General features: G+C 45.4%; 19 protein-coding genes. 13 read left to right on the top strand and 6 right to left on the bottom strand.

Translation table 11 applies throughout. From position 1 onward, the window contains the following. The first annotated feature begins 32 nt into the window (after positions 1-32). On the top strand, positions 33-326 hold the full coding sequence (locus P253_RS07565; RefSeq protein ID WP_005179613.1) for a cold-shock protein: 294 nt from the start codon (positions 33-35) through the stop codon (positions 324-326). A 112-nt stretch (positions 327-438) separates the two neighbouring features. Further along, positions 439-1,140 carry a cold shock domain-containing protein gene (locus P253_RS07560; protein ID WP_016659365.1) on the top strand — a complete coding sequence of 234 codons (702 nt, stop codon included), beginning with the start codon at positions 439-441 and terminating at the stop codon, positions 1,138-1,140. 49 nt (positions 1,141-1,189) lie between these two features. Here the strand turns inward: P253_RS07560 and gigC are convergent, their stop codons facing one another. Continuing rightward, positions 1,190-2,071 carry a LysR family transcriptional regulator GigC gene (gene gigC / locus P253_RS07555; RefSeq protein ID WP_005179612.1) on the bottom strand — a complete coding sequence of 294 codons (882 nt, stop codon included), beginning with the start codon at positions 2,069-2,071 and terminating at the stop codon, positions 1,190-1,192. Positions 2,072-2,156: 85 nt separating this feature from the next. Between gigC and P253_RS07550 the strand changes: the two genes are divergently transcribed. Next, positions 2,157-2,918: a ferredoxin--NADP reductase gene (locus tag P253_RS07550; protein ID WP_034597870.1), complete on the top strand. Its 762-nt coding sequence runs from the start codon at positions 2,157-2,159 to the stop codon at positions 2,916-2,918. 78 nt (positions 2,919-2,996) lie between these two features. Beyond that, positions 2,997-3,659, top strand: coding sequence for a hypothetical protein (locus tag P253_RS15305; protein WP_016659364.1), 663 nt, complete (start codon positions 2,997-2,999; stop codon positions 3,657-3,659). A 94-nt stretch (positions 3,660-3,753) separates the two neighbouring features. Here P253_RS15305 and P253_RS07540 read toward each other — a convergent pair whose 3' ends face one another. Further along, positions 3,754-4,176 carry a hypothetical protein gene (locus P253_RS07540; RefSeq protein WP_034598216.1) on the bottom strand — a complete coding sequence of 141 codons (423 nt, stop codon included), beginning with the start codon at positions 4,174-4,176 and terminating at the stop codon, positions 3,754-3,756. Positions 4,177-4,618: 442 nt separating this feature from the next. On the opposite strand from P253_RS07540, the gene P253_RS07535 reads away from it, so the two are divergent. From P253_RS07535 to P253_RS15875, 4 genes are all read left to right on the top strand, one after another. After that, positions 4,619-4,951, top strand: a complete 333-nt coding sequence (locus tag P253_RS07535; protein WP_005179600.1) for a flagellar basal body-associated FliL family protein — start codon at positions 4,619-4,621, stop codon at positions 4,949-4,951. Between the two features lie 199 nt (positions 4,952-5,150). Continuing rightward, the gene (locus P253_RS07530) at positions 5,151-6,941 is read left to right on the top strand and encodes a mechanosensitive ion channel (RefSeq protein ID WP_016659363.1); all 1,791 of its coding nucleotides are present in this window, start codon (positions 5,151-5,153) and stop codon (positions 6,939-6,941) included. Positions 6,942-7,017: 76 nt separating this feature from the next. Further along, on the top strand, positions 7,018-7,200 hold the full coding sequence (locus tag P253_RS07525; protein WP_016659362.1) for a hypothetical protein: 183 nt from the start codon (positions 7,018-7,020) through the stop codon (positions 7,198-7,200). A 133-nt stretch (positions 7,201-7,333) separates the two neighbouring features. Continuing rightward, entirely contained in the window at positions 7,334-7,480 is a 147-nt protein-coding gene (locus P253_RS15875) for a hypothetical protein (protein ID WP_016659361.1), read from the top strand. 24 nt (positions 7,481-7,504) lie between these two features. On the opposite strand, the gene P253_RS07520 is transcribed toward P253_RS15875, so the two are convergent. Beyond that, positions 7,505-8,707: a BaiN/RdsA family NAD(P)/FAD-dependent oxidoreductase gene (locus P253_RS07520; RefSeq protein WP_016659360.1), complete on the bottom strand. Its 1,203-nt coding sequence runs from the start codon at positions 8,705-8,707 to the stop codon at positions 7,505-7,507. Between the two features lie 330 nt (positions 8,708-9,037). Here P253_RS07520 and P253_RS07515 point away from each other — a divergent pair, with 330 nt between their 5' ends. The 3 genes from P253_RS07515 (at position 9,038) to P253_RS07505 (ending at position 11,509) form a co-directional block, all read left to right on the top strand. Further along, entirely contained in the window at positions 9,038-10,336 is a 1,299-nt protein-coding gene (locus P253_RS07515; protein ID WP_016659359.1) for a YncE family protein, read from the top strand. 10 nt (positions 10,337-10,346) lie between these two features. Continuing rightward, entirely contained in the window at positions 10,347-10,916 is a 570-nt protein-coding gene (locus P253_RS07510) for a hypothetical protein (protein ID WP_016659358.1), read from the top strand. 263 nt (positions 10,917-11,179) lie between these two features. After that, positions 11,180-11,509 (top strand): DUF4870 family protein, encoded by a 330-nt coding sequence (locus P253_RS07505; protein WP_016659357.1) that lies wholly within the window; start codon positions 11,180-11,182, stop codon positions 11,507-11,509. Positions 11,510-11,534: 25 nt separating this feature from the next. On the opposite strand, the gene P253_RS07500 is transcribed toward P253_RS07505, so the two are convergent. Next, positions 11,535-12,395: a 1-aminocyclopropane-1-carboxylate deaminase/D-cysteine desulfhydrase gene (locus tag P253_RS07500; RefSeq protein WP_016659356.1), complete on the bottom strand. Its 861-nt coding sequence runs from the start codon at positions 12,393-12,395 to the stop codon at positions 11,535-11,537. Between the two features lie 159 nt (positions 12,396-12,554). Here P253_RS07500 and P253_RS07495 point away from each other — a divergent pair, with 159 nt between their 5' ends. Together P253_RS07495 and P253_RS07490 are read left to right on the top strand one after the other, a co-directional pair. Continuing rightward, the gene (locus tag P253_RS07495) at positions 12,555-12,761 is read left to right on the top strand and encodes an NF038215 family lipoprotein (RefSeq protein WP_005179579.1); all 207 of its coding nucleotides are present in this window, start codon (positions 12,555-12,557) and stop codon (positions 12,759-12,761) included. 235 nt (positions 12,762-12,996) lie between these two features. Further along, on the top strand, positions 12,997-13,620 hold the full coding sequence (locus P253_RS07490) for a LysE family translocator (protein WP_016659355.1): 624 nt from the start codon (positions 12,997-12,999) through the stop codon (positions 13,618-13,620). Positions 13,621-13,693: 73 nt separating this feature from the next. Here the strand turns inward: P253_RS07490 and P253_RS07485 are convergent, their stop codons facing one another. Continuing rightward, complete coding sequence (locus P253_RS07485; protein ID WP_016659354.1) at positions 13,694-14,881, bottom strand: ammonium transporter; 1,188 nt, start codon at positions 14,879-14,881, stop codon at positions 13,694-13,696. Between the two features lie 449 nt (positions 14,882-15,330). Next, positions 15,331-16,302, bottom strand: a complete 972-nt coding sequence (locus tag P253_RS07480; RefSeq protein ID WP_016659353.1) for an MBL fold metallo-hydrolase — start codon at positions 16,300-16,302, stop codon at positions 15,331-15,333. Positions 16,303-16,369 lie beyond the last annotated feature (67 nt).

Raw genomic sequence — 16,369 nt, 5'->3', positions numbered from 1 at the left:
CTAAGCTTGAAGCGCAAAAGGGGGACAGGTCGATGAGCAACGAACAATATCAGGGTAAAGTTAAGCAATACAACGCAGACAAGGGTTACGGCTTTATTGCCTGTCCGGAAGGCGAAGTGTTTTTTCATATTTCCGATTTCCCGGCCGATGGGATAGAACCGAAGCGAAATGACCGGGTGAAATTTAATGTGGTCAAAAACGGCAACAAGTTTAAAGCAGTGAAAATTGAGCGGGTTGAAGACCAATCGGCCAAAGCCAAAAAATCCAAAGTGGCCGCCCATAACCAGTCGATTACTTCTTCCCTGCTGTCCAATTTCCGACGTTAGTACTGAGGTAGAATTTATATATTCTGCTTAAGTCGAGTATAAGAATAGAAAAGAGGCTTTTTAGCTTCTTTTTTATTACAATTATTAAAAATATCAAAGATAAGAGCGCATTATGTTTCAAGAGGGGAAAATCAAAAGCTATCATGAAGATCGTGGTTTTGGTTTTATTCAGATAGAGAAAGAGTCAAAAGATTTATTTTTCCACATCAAAGATTTTCCCAATAAGAATGTTCCACCTAAAATCGGTGAAAATCTAAAATTTATAATTGTTGAAGATGCAGGAAAATTTAAAGCCGCGAATATTGTGCGCTTAGACCTAAAAGTATCAGAGCCTGCTGAACAGAACAATCTACGATACAGAAATATCGAGGGTAAAGTTTCGTCAAGAGATAAAAAGAAGTCTTCATGGCTTAACTCAAAGATCATTACTGTATTAGGCTTAATCATTATTTTAGGATTAAGTATTTTGGTATATAAGAAATATCAAGAATATCAAGCTCAGAAACAGCAAAAACTTGAAGAACTGATGATTGCTCAGCAACAGATCGTAGCTGAGCAAAGAGCGGTACATGGCGAATTACCGGAACTTGGACTTAGTGAAAAAGGGAAAAAGAATTTAGAAAATGTCCAAGAGAATGTAGAGCAAGCGCTGCCGGTAAGTAGCAGCTCATCTGAACAATTTAAATGTGATGGCCGCGAGCATTGTAGTCAGATGAAGTCTTATGAGGAGGCTTTATTCTTTATTCGTAATTGCCCAAATACCAAAATGGATGGTGATGGCGACGGGATTCCATGTGAAAGCCAATTTCGATAAGGTATGAAAAAAGCGCCTGCAGGCGCTTTTTTATGGATTAAATACAGTCTTATTTGCTGTCACAGAACTTCATAAAGGCTTTCAGACCTGGACCCTGGTATTTCTGACGATGCACCAGCATAAATAAAGGCCGCGCCAGTTGCCAGAATGGAGTGTCTAAAATCACCAGCTGGCCTTTTTCACGTAAAGGCTCAATCGCCAGTTTTGAAATACAGGACATGCCTAAGCCGCCGGCCACAATTTTCAGAATGGCTTCATTATGACCCAGGGTTAAACGGATTTTGGCATCTGGCACATCTTTTAAAATGGCGTTATCAAATACTTCACGCGTGCCTGAACCTTCTTCTCGTAAAATCCATTCCACCTGTTTAAAGTCTTCTGCGGTTAAGGCACGGTCTAGCTGCGCCAGCGGATGATTCGGTGAACAGCAGACCGCCAGTTCATCATCACGCCAGTGGATACATTGCAGCTGCGGTAAATGACAGGAACCTTCAATCAGGGCTAAATCGAGCTGGAACTGGTTGACTGCTTCAATCATTTGACGGGTATTACCGACTTGCAGCTGTAAATGCGCCTGTGGCTGAATTTGTAGGAAGTTGGCCATTAAATCTGGCATCAGATAATCGGAAATGGTCAGGGTCGCGCCCAGACGCAAATCAATGCTTTGCAGCTCACCTTTGGCGGCCTGTTCAAAGGCCTCACAGCGACCCAGAATTTCAAGCGCCTGCGGGAGTAAAAAACGGCCCAGATCATTCAATTGCAGGCGTTTACCTAAACGGTCAAACAATGGTGCGCCTAAACCATCTTCCAGATCTGCTAAAGCCATACTCGCCGCACTTTGCGTCAGTTTGACGGCATCACTGGCCTTGGTTACTGTGCCTTCTTGAGCGACTGCTACAAAAACAGCCAATTGGCGTAAAGTCATGCGCATGAATATAGCCTTAACATTTAAAAAATATTAATAAATTATGCTGCCATGCTACCATGAGCGCAGTCTTTCATGCCACGTACAAATTATGTCAATTGAAAAATTTAGCCTAGAAACGGTGTTATCTGTACATCGCTGGACCGATACCTTGTTCAGCTTTACCATGACGCGTCCAGCCCACTTTAAATTTACTGCCGGGCAATTTGCGCGTATTGGCCTTAAAGTCGGCGATGAACTGGTGGTGCGGGCCTATTCAGTGGTGTCCTCACCTTTTGATGAAACCCTGGAATTCTTTTCAATTGTCGTACCCGATGGGGCCTTTACTTCCAATCTGCAACATCTGCAGGTTGGCGATGAGCTGTATCTGGAAAAAGTACCGTATGGCTTTTTAACCTTGGCGCGCTATCAGTTGCCTTTGCCACAAGACTTATGGCTCTTGGGTACCGGCACCGGACTGGCACCATTCCTGTCGATGCTGCAAGACTTCGACACCTGGAATAAATACCAGCATATCCATCTGGTCTATAGTGTCCGTACTGCCGCTGAACTGGCCTATGTCGAGCGGATTGAAGAAATTGCAGCGACTTTTGGCGAAGGGCATACAGGTTTTAAATTTGTGCCGATTATTACCCGTGATCCGAACGCACCTTTGCATGACCGTCTGCCGGTGTTAATCGCCAATGGCGAGCTGGAAAAAGCCGTGGGCCTGTCTTTTAATCCGGACAGCAGCCATGTGATGCTATGTGGTAACCCACAAATGGTGGAAGATACCAAAGAAGCCCTAAAAGCGCGTGGCCTGAGCATGAACCGCCGTGGAGAAGGCAATATTGCAGTAGAAAACTACTGGTAAGCTTGAGTGCTACAGGTTTGATTTGATGATCTGCTGTTTTCAGCCCGGTTTATTGCTCTCTTGTTCTGTGAGGATGTGATGCAAGTGTTCCAATCCATGCTTATGGCCAGCGTCGCGCTAGTGGCGGCAACTACGCTACAGGCAAATATCACAGGCACGGAAACAGAAGTGACGGTACAAGAAGATGTGCTGATCTATACTGGCCCGCTCAGCCAAGATGCCAATACCCGTGCAGCTGCCTTGTTGAAGCAGTTCCCGCAAGTACAGACCCTGAAAATTACCAGTCAAGGGGGTGAAATTGGTCTGGGAATGGATTTGGGTGATCTGGTCTATGCGCATCAGCTGAATGTAGAAGTCGGGCAATACTGTTTTTCTTCTTGCGCCAATTATGTGTTTCCGGCCGGAAAGATCAAATATCTGAACTGGCGCAGTCAGCTGGGCTGGCATGGCGGCGCCATGCAACCAATGCAGTTTGATGATGCAGACATGCAACAGGCCTATCAGCAGTATATTGGCCCGATGCGCGCCAGAGAAACCGCGTTTTTCCAGAAAATTCAGGTCCAGCAGGCATCGACTACAGCAGGGCAAGCGCCTGAATATGCGCGCTATCAAGATTGTATTGGCTGGCGCTATACACGCCAGAAAATGCAAAGTTTTGGAATAGATCAGGTGCGCTATAAACAGCTGATCTGGCTACCCAAATCCAGTTTTAAGCAGCAGTGTATTTTTACCATTCGCTAGCGGATTAAATGAAACGTATATTCTATTAAAAAACCTCATCTGTATGATTCAGATGAGGTTTTTTTGATGAAGTGTCAGCACCACTTGAATATGCTTAATGCACAAACATATCCATAAAATGACGGATTTCCTGAATCGCTGTTTCTGTATCAGTAGTCAGCCAGGTCGGTTCAAAAAAGCCGGCATAGTGTTCGACACGGTCTGCAGGGACCACCAGACGCACTGGACATTCTTCTTCCAGTAAGCGCCATGGAATAATCGGCACTTCATTATCGAGCCAGGCCGCGACATTACGCACATCAATCACCATGGCATTAATGCAGTCTGGAAACGGCATCACTGAAAACTCTTCAGTACGACGGCGGAAATATTCCAGATCGCCCCATTTCAGAAGAAAGCTCGGTTTACTGAACTCAATAATCCCGATTAAATGCTGATCACGAGTGTAGTGCAAAGCACATTGATGTGTGACGTCAGTGTCAAGATCAAGCGTTACACTTTGTTGACGATACGCCATAAAATTCTGGAGCATGAAAAAAAGAGTGACATATTATAGCGCATTTGTATGCGTTAAGGCAGCGCTTGTGGTGGGCGAGCTGAAGCAAATTGTTACCTAGCATTTTGCTGTATCAAGCAAGGAGGGGCTGATCAGTACTGGAGAATGCTCAGGCTGCTGAATTTTTTCTCTCATCTAGGCGATTCTATATTCCTTTTCATGTGCTTATTCTTCTAATTTTGCATCAGTTATTCATCTGCTTATTGCGACTAAAAAGTATACAAGTCCTGTCAGCTGCTAAATCCAGTTTACGTCAAAATTTTGAATAAAATGAAAGCAGTAAAAAACTTCATTTTTTGTAATTACATTTTTCACCATCTCACAATGCTTTGTCACACAACACAACAATGCTTCTTGTTAGTATAAAAATTCGACAAGCGAATAGAAAAGAAGTGAGGGAAACATGAGCCATGATTTTAACAAGCCACCTCATGTCACAAGCGCAGAAGAAGTACAAAAGAAAAAACGTATGCCAGTTTTTATCTTGATTGCTGTGGGTGTTTTTCTGCTGGCACTGGTGGTGTATATGTTTGCGGATCGTGATCCTAAACCGAGTGAGGCACCACCTGGGCATCCGAATGCCAATGTAGAACAGGCTACACCCAATAACAGTACGCCTGCAATGGCTGAAGAAGGTGTGGCGACCACAGGTGTGGATGGCGATATTGGCACCGCTGTAGATGGTGATTCAGCCACTGCTACTGATGGCGATACCGCTACGGCCACTGCTCAATAAGTCTGAAGATTGCATAAACCCTGACCATCAGTTCAGGGTTTTTTGCGATAGCCGTGCATTTTTACACGCTTGGTACTTCATAAAAACACGGTACTTAAAAACACAAAGTACTTAAACCTTTCATTTTTACCATGATCAAGATGCGCATCTTTTGCCATGAACAACGAATGTAGAAAGTCATAACAAGAGGGCAAGACATATGAATGATTATTTTGATGGAAACCCGAGAGGTGCAGGCTTCGATGCCATGTACTACTGGGAACAGTTTCATCCCATTTTATCGGCGATTGCCATACTTATTATTGGTTGGATTATTGCATTAATTGTCGGTGCAGCCATTAAAAAAGGCTTAGAAAAGCTGGGCACCAACCAGAAGCTGTCGCATGCCACCGGGCACCGTCCCAATGTAGAAAGTATCCTGTCCAGAGTTGCCTTCTGGATTATCATGATTATCGCGATTATCGCGGCGCTGAATGTGCTGAACCTGACAAGTGTCAGTGGGCCGTTTAGCAATATGATTCAAAGCTTCCTGGTCTTTATTCCCCAGTTGCTGGCAGCCATTGCGGTCGGTTTTATTGCCTGGATTGTCGCAACGCTGGTCAAAATGGGCCTGCAGCGCGTACTGAACCGTACCCAGCTGGATGAAAAGCTCAGTGCCGATGTCGGGGTTATCCCGATTAGCCGCAATATCAGTGATATTGTGTACTGGTTAATCCTGCTACTGTTCTTGCCAATTGTGCTGTCGATTCTGGGCTTAAACGGCCTGTTGTATCCAGTACAAAACATGGTGACTGAAGCCATTTCTTATCTGCCGAATATCTTTATTGCCGGCGTGATTATTTTTGTCGGTTATATTCTGGCTAAAATTGTCCGTGGTATTGTCGAAGGTTTAATTGGTAGCCTGAATCTGCAACAGCAGGCGCAAAAAATTGGCCTGTTCAAGAACTCTAACTTGCCGAAGCTGGTCGGTTCTTTTGTTTTTGCCCTGATCATCATTACTGCATTAATCATTGCATTTGAAGCCTTGGGTATTGAGGCGATTTCTCAGCCGGCAACCGCCATGCTGCATGAAATCATGTATGCAATTCCGCATATTATTGCCGCCGGTTTAATCCTGATCATTGCCTATGTGGTGTCACGTTTCGTGGCCAATCTGGTGGTTGAAATTATTTCAGGTACGGGTGTCGATGAAATTCCGGCCAAACTGGGCGTACAACGTTTCCTCGGTACCACCAAAGTATCGACCATGGTTGGTTGTCTGATCGTGTTCTTTACCATGCTGTTTGCTGTGTCTGAAGCGGCTAACCGTCTTGGTTTCGAGCAGGTGAGTGGTCTGATTTCTATGTTCATTTACTTCGGTGCCAATATCCTGCTGGGTGCGGTCATTCTGGTGGTCGGTTTCTGGCTGGCGAATGTGGTGGCCAAAGTGGTCGAGCGTGGTGAATACAACAGTTCACGCTGGTTAGCGACGCTGGTACGCGTACTGATTATGGGTCTGGTCGTAGCAATGGGCTTACGTGCCATGGGCATTGCCGATTCTATTGTGAACCTGGCCTTCGGTCTAACCTTGGGTGCAGTTGCAGTGGCCTTTGCTCTGGCCTTTGGTCTGGGTGGCCGTCAACCGGCAGAACGTGTTTTAACCGATCTGATTGATAAAGCCAAACGCGAAGCCAAGCAGCCGAATCCGTTGAAACAGGAGCAGGACAGTGCGACCAATAGCGGCTTTATGACCCCAGGAGTAAATCCAATGAACAAACAGGACCCGTCACAAGGGACAAATGCCCCAATGACCACGGATTTGTCGAATACCACACCGGCAACGCTGACCACTGCACCGCAGGAAGATGAAGCATCCGGTGCAGATCAGGTTACACCTGATACGCTGAAGGTGGATCCGGCGCATCCGGCCAGCAATAATCCGTTTGGTTCAACTGGTGAAAAAGAACCGGATGTCGATGCACATCAACCACGAAAAGATGACCCGAAATAACCTGTCATCTATCTACAAGGTCGATCAAACTGAGTGTTGATCGACCTCGTTTTTTGTTGAAAACTGGAGAAGCAGAATGACGAAAAAGAAAGCGCCTTCTAATCTTTTTGCACCCATAGTGATTGCAGGGATTACCCTTGGCTTTTTGGCCAGTGCATATAAATTTATTCTTGCCAAAACTCAAAACCAACCCGGCCAGAGCGCTGATGATCCGGGCGATACCGGGCAAGCTGCGACCAAAGTCGATGATGTTGTATAAATGAACAATTTTTTGCTATAGTGAAGCTTCATAAAAAAGGAATAAATATTTCATATATTTTAGATGCTTAGATTTAATCTGTATGAAATATTCAGGGAATAAAATCGACGAAAGTCTATTTGGGGAAGACCTTATGTTAAAAATTAGCTTAAAACAATCAGAACAGCCGGCAGTATTACCAAAGCATATTCAGTGCGCCGTGATGAAAATGCAGCAGACCATTTTACGTGTACAACGCCAGAATCATCTGTGCTTATTGCGCACAGATTATCTGGAATAATTCATCCACCAGTTTTATAAACCATCAGACATATTGGGCGGCGGCATGCGCTGACGCCCAGGCCCACTGGAAGTTATAACCACCTAAATGGCCCGTCACATCCAGCACCTCACCGACAAAATACAAGCCTTTCTGCTTTTTACTTTCCATGGTTTTGGAAGAAACTTCAGTGGTATCGACGCCACCTAAAGTCACCTCTGCGGTACGGTAGCCTTCGGTCCCTGACGGTTTGACTTCAAAGCTATGCAGGCGCGCTGCAATCTGCTCCAGTTTTTCATCACTCAGCTGCCCGATCGCGCTTTCCGCCTGTTCCGGCCAGATCAGCTGTTGCAGCTCTGCCACCACACTTTTCGGTAAATGTTCGGCCAGTAAGGTACGTAACAGCACTTTCGGCTGGCTGGATTTTTTGGCTTTAAAAAACTCGGCTAAATCCACGGCCGGCAGGAAGTCGATATGAAAACTTTGGCCGACATCCCAGTAATTGGACAGCTGCAGCGAACTTGGTCCGCTTAAACCGCGGTGAGTAAACAGCAAGGCTTCGGTAAAGCTGTTTAGCGCATTGGAAAGTGTCGCTTCTACAGCATTACCACTGAGGCGGGTGGTGACTTCTTTAAAACTGTCGGAAAAGGTAAACGGCACCAAGCCGGCACGGGTCGGATAGACATGATGGCCAAACTGCTTGGCAATTTCATAACCGATTCCGGACCCTCCCAGCGTCGGAATGGACAGGCCGCCACTGGCGATCACCACAGATTCTGCCTGAAAATAACCTAAAGTGGTTGCGACCTGAAAACCCAAATCATCTATGGCGGTCATGGCTTTGACTTCACAGCTGGTTTTAATCTCGACCAGACCGGTTTTGTCACACTCGGCCAGCAGCATATTCAGAATGTCTTTGGCGCCATTTAAGGTAAACAGCTGCCCATGTTTACGTTCTTCATAGTCAATGCCATATTCGCAGACCAGCCCGATAAAATCCCAATTGGTATAGCGGCTGAGCGCGGAAATCACAAAATGCGGATTATGTGAAATATAGTTGCTTGGCTCGACATAGAGGTTGGTGAAATTGCATTTACCACCGCCCGACATCAGGATTTTCTTGCCAACTTTATTGGCTTTTTCCAGCACCAATACTTTGCGTCCGCGCTGGGCAGCCATATAGGCGGTCATTAAACCAGACGCACCGGCACCCAAAACTAGAACATCGTATTGATTTGCTGTTGCCATGTTGCACCGAGAGAAAATGAAAGCGGACTATTATAGACTTTATCGTTTGATGATGCCGCATTTTCCAGATTGAAATGTGCGCAGAATATTTACTTTTCCTATAAAGCAGGAATGGTCTATCAATAAACCAAATCATCGTTAGCAAGGCCACATTTTACTGTTTCAAGGTGATTTTTTACGCGGCAAAGTCGTGTTTATTTGATCTGGTTTTATTTTAAAGTTGTTTTAAATCAATAGTTTGGTATTTATTAAAGGGGCATTGTTGTTCAGAATAAATAGCAATTTTTAGACATATTTTTTATGTCATGACTTTGTCTCTTGGGGAACACAATGAATAAAACATTATTAAGCCTGGCGGTAATTTTGAGTATGGCTCTCACTGGCTGCGGTGGCGGCGGTGGCAGTGACAGCAATACGGCAGCATCTTCAAATCCATCTGCACCGGCTCCTGTGACGCCAACTTCACCTGGTTCAACACCTGATACCACGCCTGTCACTGCCAGCTTGATCAATGACGTTCGCTTTGCAGATCTGGCCACCGAATTTAGTGCCCAGACTTTTGGTCTGGACAGCTGGAATCCGAAAGCGATGGTGGTGCATCAGGATATTTTGTATGTGGCCAATGACAGCGCCGAGGCAAGCATTTTGCGTTATGACCTGAAAGCCAAGCGAGTCTTGAGTTCGATCCATGCCCAGAATATTTCCGGCATTGGTCGGCCGTGGAATCGGTTGTTTGATTTAAGTGTACATAACGACCGCTTATATGCGGCTTCTTATTCGTCTAACCGGGTCGATGTCTTTGATTTAGGCTCAGGCGAACCACAATTTCTGATGTCGTTGGGAACCGGCAGTTGGTCGGGTGATCAGCACAATACCGTGGTGGTGCATCCCATGTCGGTGGCAGCGAATGATCAATATGTATTTGCCACAGATACGCATAGCCGGATTAATGTCTGGAAGCAAAGTGAGATCAGTAGCACCAACCATTTAAAAGCCAAAAAATATGCACGTTTGTCCTTGCCGAACTGTGGTTATAACTGTAGTGCGCGTTTGGAAGCTGTCGGTAATTTGCTGTATGCCAGTTTTAATAATGGCATGAGCTATGTATATGACCTGACTCATCTTGAAGAAGGCGCAACAAACGTGGCGGCGACACGACAGGAAAATGTGGGAACACGGGTATTTCATGCCGCGGATGACCAGCGTTTTTATGCAGCTCATACTTCAGGCCGGATCGACAGTTCAGCTTTACCAAATACGCAAAATCTACAGAATATTTTTCCAGCCGCAGAAGAAAGTTTTTATAAATATCGTACGGCAGGGGCGAGTACCGATCAGCAACTGGCCGGTGCCTTAGATATTCAGGTTAGTCAGGAACATTTATTCAGCCTGTTTAACGGCAAAATTGTCATGATGCCGCTTAAGCGATTGCAGCAGTTCCAGTCCAATACTGCTGCCACAGTCACGGCACTCAAGCAGCAGCAGGCCCAAAGCCGCAGTTATGTGCTGCAAGATGGGGAAAGCTGGGAAACCCTGACCAATGAAAACCTGCGCCATTTTTATATGGATAATATTTTATCGGCAAATTTACAGCATCTGGGGCAAAATTACTCCAGCCTATGCGCGTGAATGGGTGATTATGATTACCAATTTTGCCTATCTGGTGAATAGCTCTGAGTTTAAACACATCTGGTTTAACCATAAAGCGGTCATGGGGCATGACTTCTTTGGCAACAAGGGCCAAGTGGTCGGAGATGGCGGTTATTTTACCGCAGCGGAGTATCAAAAATATTATGATGAGATTATGAACCGTGGCAAAGTGACGCTCGGGGTGACCACCGTGGGCGGCGGTTTAGGCGGACGAAATGTGCTGGGAGTCGATACCTGGCTGTTCTATGCGCATTATTTTAATACCAGTATTGGCATTGTGGGCCATGAGTTCGGCCATCACTGGGGCAGCTACGACAGCGCCTGGGCCAAAGGCGGCTACGGTTTACAGGAAATTAATCAGCAATTGCATCAATATTTACAGCGTAAACAGCGCTTGCCGTATATGGACCCAGAGCTGAATAAATTCCACTTAACGCCACGGGCTGAGCTCTATAACGGGGTCGCAGAAAATATGCGCCGACCACGTCCGGATTCAAATGTGAATCATCTGGAGCGTTATTTTGCCGCCAATCCATTGCCAGAAACCAAGCAGCCTTAAGTTCTGATTTTTTCTTCCATCCAGTTGCAACTGTATCCGCTGGATGGAAGCCCGATTGAGGACGTCACAACAGATGAACTTTGAATTTCACAGCACATACAGATCATCAACAAAACTTTCATCAGACTTTTTTATGATCTGTTTATATTAAGATGTCGAGCTTCAACTTGACGCAGTTGCACTTTGATTTGCTTAACAATAAATAGAAATGTCGGCTAGACATCTATATCTGGTATCGGACTTTATAAAAAAGGAAAAAATCAATGAATCAAACCGCGGGGCTGGATCAGCTCAAACAATACAACCTGATCACCTACATCTTCTACATCGTCGGCTTTTTTGTCGGTGTTACGCCAATTATTGCCATTATCATGAATTATTTAAAACGCGCGGAAATGCGTGGTACCTGGCTGGAAAGTCATGTGAACTGGCAAATCAAAACCTTTTGGGTGACGCTGATTGCCTATCTGGTCGGTGCGGTTCTGACCACCATTCTGATTGGTTTTATTGTGCTGTTGCTGGCCTTTATCTGGCATATCTACCGTTTGGTGAAAGGCCTGATGGCGCTAAACAATAACCAGCCGGTATCATAAATAGACTGCACTTGAAGCTGATGCTTTAAAACGCGCGTCCCTGTAGCCCGCCAGTATGGATCAGTAAAATTTTCTGGTCTGGCCCAATTTTATCTTGATCAATCAGATCAAAGATGCCGCGCAGCATTTTGCCGGTATAAACCTGCTCCAGCGGAATATTATAACGCTGCTCAAATGCCTGAATAAACTGGATTAATTCGGGTGTGGTTTTGGCATAACCGCCACAGCAGTAATCATCCAGAATACGCCAGTTGCATTTGGTCGTGAGCTGCGCGACCTCATGAGTTAAAAAATCACCTTTTAAGGCCGAAAATCCCAGCAATTGCTGATGTTGCTGGCTGGCCTCAATCAACCCGGCAAACGTGCCACCCGTACCGACGGCACAGCAGATTAGATCGAATTGCGCATCTTCCGCTGTCAGAATTTCCCGACAGCCTTGAACCGCCAGCGCATTGGTGCCACCTTCCGGAATCAGATAAAAATCGGGATATTGCTGTTGCAGGTGCTGCAAAAAATCGGGCTGATCTTTCTGGCGATAGGCATTGCGGGAGATAAATTCCAGCTGCATGCCAAATTGCTGTGCCGTGGCCAGGGTCGGGTTGAAAGGACGCTGCGCCAGTTCTTCACCGCGAATCATGCCTAAGCTCTGAAAACCAAACTTATGCGCGGCAAAAGCGGTTGCAGCAATATGATTGGAATAGGCCCCACCAAAGGTCAGCACTTTTTCAAACCCCTGTTGCCGGGCGGCCAGCAGGTTGTATTTCAGTTTAAAAAACTTGTTGCCCGAAATCTGCGGATGAATCAGGTCCAGCCGCTTGATGCTGATGCGCTGGTGGCGATATTCAATGTGCTGATCAGGCACCTGCTGGGTAATAGAATCAAACATAGACAGAACGGAACGTTTTTGACAATTCTAACTGAAAACGGGGCGCGGCCATCAACGAGGCTAAATAATCTTTCACGATAAAAGCCGGATCAGGCTTGCATAAAAATAGTAACTGTGCAAAAAATAAACGGATAGACTTTGCAGAAAGGGAGAATAATGATGAAAAGAATCATCTTCCTGCTTATTTTAATCCAGGGCGCTTTACTGGCGGCTTGTGACCCGACCAAAGATTTAAACCAGCCCAAAACGGAAGAAACACGCAGCATGATTATTGGCGGTGTGCCGGTGCATGATCAGGATTATCTGCTGCCCAAGCAAGAAGCGAGTGTGAGGCCAGAGCAGACCGATCCATCACAGATTTATTAATATTGTATTTAATTGATGATCTTGAAAAGCGCTCAGGCCATGCTGGTATCTGGGCGCTTTTTTATGGCAAGCAAATTTCAGCAGATTGATTAAAATACGGAGTGAATTTTATAAGGTCAGTATAAAGATCTATAGTGAAAAATATCGTGAAAATCAAAACAACTGGTAAAAAATAGGAAGATATTCAAAGCACTTGCTTGTAAAATGCCGGCAGATCATTGTATTGGATAGGACTGTGGAATCCGTTTTTATTTTGGGATCAATTGCGCTGGCATTGATGTTGGGGGCCATGAGTCCGGGGCCAACATCAATTTATGTGGCGAAAAACTCGATTGCGATTTCACGTCAGCATGGTCTGTTTACCGCGCTGGGCACCGGTTTGGGCGCAGCCATCTTTGGTTTGCTTGCGGTGCTGGGCTTACAGGCCTTTTTACTGGCTGTGCCATCGGCTTATCTGGCCTTAAAAATTTGTGGCGGTTTATACCTGCTGTGGCTGGCATTTAAAATTATTAAACATGCCAAAGACCCGATTCAGGCCGATCATGCTGCCGGCACGCAAATGTCCTTACGCCGTGCTTTTATGACCGGTCTGATTACCCAATTGTCGAATCCTAAAATTGCCATTGTGCTGGCCAGTATTTTTACCGCGCTATTACCCAAAGAGATTCCGCTGTATTTTTATTTTGTCCTGCCTATTCTGTGTTTCTTTATTGATGCCGGCTGGTGTTCCTTGCTGGCGGTAGCATTGTCGGCGGAAAAACCGCGCGCAGTCTATTTAAAGTTTAAAAAAGTGTTTGATCGTGCGGCCGGTGTAGTGATGACGCTATTGGGGCTAAAACTGATTTTTGGTATGAAATAGATGGTTTAAATTGTGTTGATCGTTGATCAATATATCTCAAAAAAGCCTCCGTTTTGTCGGAGGCTTTTTTATCTTAGAACATATTTTCTTCAGAATTGGCGGAAATCCGGTGGATAGATAAATCTGCGCCATTAAATTCTTCTTCTTGGCTTAAACGGATCCCCATCAGCAGTTTCAGTACGCCGTAAACCAGGAACCCCCCGGCCAGCGCAATCAGAATTGCCAGCGCTGTGCCGAACAGCTGGGAGATCAGGGATACGCCCCCCATACCACCGAGCCATTGCTGCCCAAAGATACCGACTGCCAGCCCACCAAAAGCACCACATACGCCATGCAGTGGCCAGACGCCGAGCACATCATCAATCTTGAGTTTATTCTGGGTATAGGTGAAGAGTTTGACAAACATAATCCCAGCGATGCCGCCAATCACAAAGGCACCGAGCGGATGTACTACATCGGAGCCGGCGCAGATGGCCACCAGACCGGCGAGGGGACCATTATGTAAAAAGCCCGGGTCATCTTTGCCTGCAATTTTGGCGGCTATTGTGCCCCCGACCATCGCCATTAAAGAATTGATCGCCACCAGTCCGGAAATGGCATCCAGACGCTGGGCACTCATCACATTAAAGCCAAACCAGCCGACAATTAAAATCCAGGAACCCAAAGCCAGAAAAGGAATCGACGAAGGCGGATGCGCACTGATACGACCATCTTTTTTATAGCGCCCATAACGCGCACCCAGCAGAATCACCGCGGCCAGTGCAATCCAGCCCCCCATGGCATGTACCACCACCGAACCGGCAAAGTCATGGAAACTGGCACCAAAACTGTGTGCTAGCCAGAGTTGCAGACCAAAGTTGCCATTCCAGATCATCCCTTCAAAAAATGGATAAATCAGCGCCACCAGAAATAAGGTTGCCAAGGCCTGCGAACGCATTTTGGCACGTTCAGCAATCCCACCAGAAATAATGGCCGGAATTGCCGCCGCAAAGGTCAGCAGGAAAAAACAGCGCATCAGGTTATAGCCATGATCGGCCGCCAGAGTGGTCGAGCTATGGAAAAAATGCTGGCCATAGGCAATATAATAGCCCACCAGAAAATAGGCCACCGCAGAAATGGCAAAGTCCGTGAGAATCTTGCTTAGGGCATTGACCTGATTTTTATGCCGAACGGTGCCGAGCTCTAAAAATGCAAATCCGGCATGCATGGCCAGTACCAGCACTGCACCAAGAAGGAGAAATAATAAGTCAATATTTGGCATTGTGCGTTCCAATTGAGTGCACGGGATCAGGAAAAGAAGCTCAGTATATCGAGGCGAATAGATTGTAAAAGAGGGGCAGACTGCGGAAATTTTGATGAAGAATTTCGTGAAATGAATAAGACTCGATATAAAGCACAGTGCGGTTTTTTGCACTAAATCAAGTCTTTTTTAAACGCTGTAAAACTCAATATTTTGGGCTATTTTTGAAGGATTTAAATTGATTGATACAAAGATGTGCAGCAGTTTGTATGTTTACGGTGCATTTTGAAACAGGCTGGACTGTTTAGAAAATTTTAAAAATTAAGGCGAAAATTGCTGCGAGGGCTAATGTGGTTGCGTGTAGGAACAGAAAAAGTGCGAAAGAATAGCAAGGAATACTGGATGTAAAACAGCAGAACCCCATTAGCGGGGTTCTGTTTATAAAACTGACTTAGCTCAAGAGAACTGAGTTAATCGGTAAAATGTACTGGAATCCATTGATAGCTTTTGCCATCTTTTGAATAAATATGGCCGATGCCCGGGAATGGTAAATGCGCGGCCGCAATGGTCTGACCGTCTTTGGCATATTCAGCAAAATGCTTGAGACGAGTGGCGACCGCCGCTTTCGGGTCAATATCGAACTCAATGGCGGTTTCAGGCTTATCAAACTGAATGGTATGCGAATGTACAATATCACCAATAAATACCAGTTCCTGCTGCTCATGCTTTAATTTAAAACTGTAATGTCCCGGTGTATGCCCGAATGACGGTTTAAACTCGACACCACCAAAGGCCAGAGATTTATCGGAGAAGACTTTAATCTTTTTGGCTTTTTCATAAGGTGCTAAAGCCGCTTTGATTTTTTCCACCGTACCCAAAAAGCCAGCCTGTTTGTCTTTCGGTAGTTTTTTTACGGTATTGGGATTGAGCCAGAAATCATATTCAGTTTTGGCAATATGTAAGGTCGCATTTGGATAATTGGCTACACTGTTGTTAGAAATCCCACAGACATGATCGGGGTGGAGATGAGTCAAAAAAATATCACTCACTTGTGCAGGCTGATAACCTGATGCTTTGAGGTTGTTATAAATTGAACCCAAGTGTGCACCAAAGCAGCTTGCAGCACCGCTATCCACCATGAGCAGTTGATTGCCTGTATTAATCAGGAAAGCATTGACTGAGGTCTGTATACCTTTGGCTTGATCGGCATGATATTTCTTTAAAATCTCAATTTTTTCTATATCACTTAGGCCTTTAAACATTGATGGATTTAAGTAGTTTGTACCATCGAGAAGGGCGGTAATCTGAGTATTACCAATTTGGTGATGATAGTAGCCCGCGACCTGTTTTTGTTGGGGGATGGTTGGTTCAACGGCTTGGACTGTGGTGATAGTTGTGGTGCTTAAAGCGAATGTTAGGAATAAGGGTTTTAAAGTTTTCATGGGATTCTTATTGGTTTCAGGAACATATTCTATTTTTAGCACATTGTTTAAAAAATTTCTTGGTTAT

The sequence above is a fragment of the Acinetobacter indicus CIP 110367 genome, assembly GCF_000488255.1.
In the GTDB taxonomy this organism is placed as follows: Bacteria; Pseudomonadota; Gammaproteobacteria; order Pseudomonadales; family Moraxellaceae; genus Acinetobacter; species Acinetobacter indicus.
The sequence above is the reverse complement of the archived record's forward strand: the minus strand, read 5'-3'. Positions and strand labels throughout refer to the sequence as shown.